Below are 814 nucleotides of genomic sequence, written 5' to 3'. Positions count from 1 at the left end.
ACTTTGGCGTAGAGCTCACCAGGCCGCCGCCCAGCGCGCGCACTTCAAAACAAAAAGACAACTGTAATGCTAGTTCGGATTTAAGTCAACAAGCGGTCAGTAGTCCCAGAAGACCGGTACCCAACGAAACGCGTCGCCATCCACCGCGACCCGACCGACGGACGGGAATGGCAGGTGGGTGGCCACCAGCATCTCGCCGGTCTCAGCCAGTTCCCGCAAAAGACGGACCCGAACGCGCGCCGCCTCCTCGGGGTCGTGCTCGAAACCGTTGTGCCAGTCGGGCTGCTCGAACCCGACCGCAAACACGGCGTCGCCGGCGAACGTCAGCGCGTCGCCGCCGGACGCCAGGCGGACCACGCTGTGCCCGGGGGTGTGGCCGCCGGTGCGACGGACGACGACGCCCGGCGCCACCTCGTGCTCCTCATCGAACTGCCGCAGCTGGTTGTGGTATTCTTTTGTGAACCGCTTGGCAGCCGACCGAAGCGCGTCCGGGAACCCCGGCGGCATGGCGGTGTGGGAGAAATCGGGCGACTCCCAGAATTTGACCTCGGCGGCCGCCACGTGGATCAGCAGGTCCCGACGCAGCCGGTCCTTCACCCCGTCGACGAGCAGCCCGCCAATGTGGTCCATGTGCATGTGGGTCAGCACTACGTCGGTCACGGACGCAAGATCGATGCCGGCGGCGTCGAGTCGCTTGATCAACTGCCCGGCCCGCGGCAAGTGCAAGTCCGGGTCGCCCCCTAGGCCGTGTGGACTCTTGGGATTCTCAAATCAGATTGAACGTGATTCAAGGCTTTCTTTTAGGAGGAAGCCT

General features: G+C 64.4%; 1 pseudogene. It reads right to left on the bottom strand.

Going from position 1 to position 814, the window contains the following annotated elements:
* Positions 1 to 96: 96 nt before the first annotated feature.
* Positions 97 to 747: pseudogene (locus AAFX91_RS42105) on the bottom strand (MBL fold metallo-hydrolase); the annotation flags it as partial.
* Between the last annotated feature and the right edge of the window lie 67 nt (positions 748 to 814).

The sequence above is a fragment of the Bradyrhizobium sp. 31Argb genome (genome assembly GCF_043638955.1).
Classification (GTDB): Bacteria; Pseudomonadota; Alphaproteobacteria; order Rhizobiales; family Xanthobacteraceae; genus Bradyrhizobium.
This window is presented reverse-complemented; position numbering and strand designations above follow the sequence as displayed.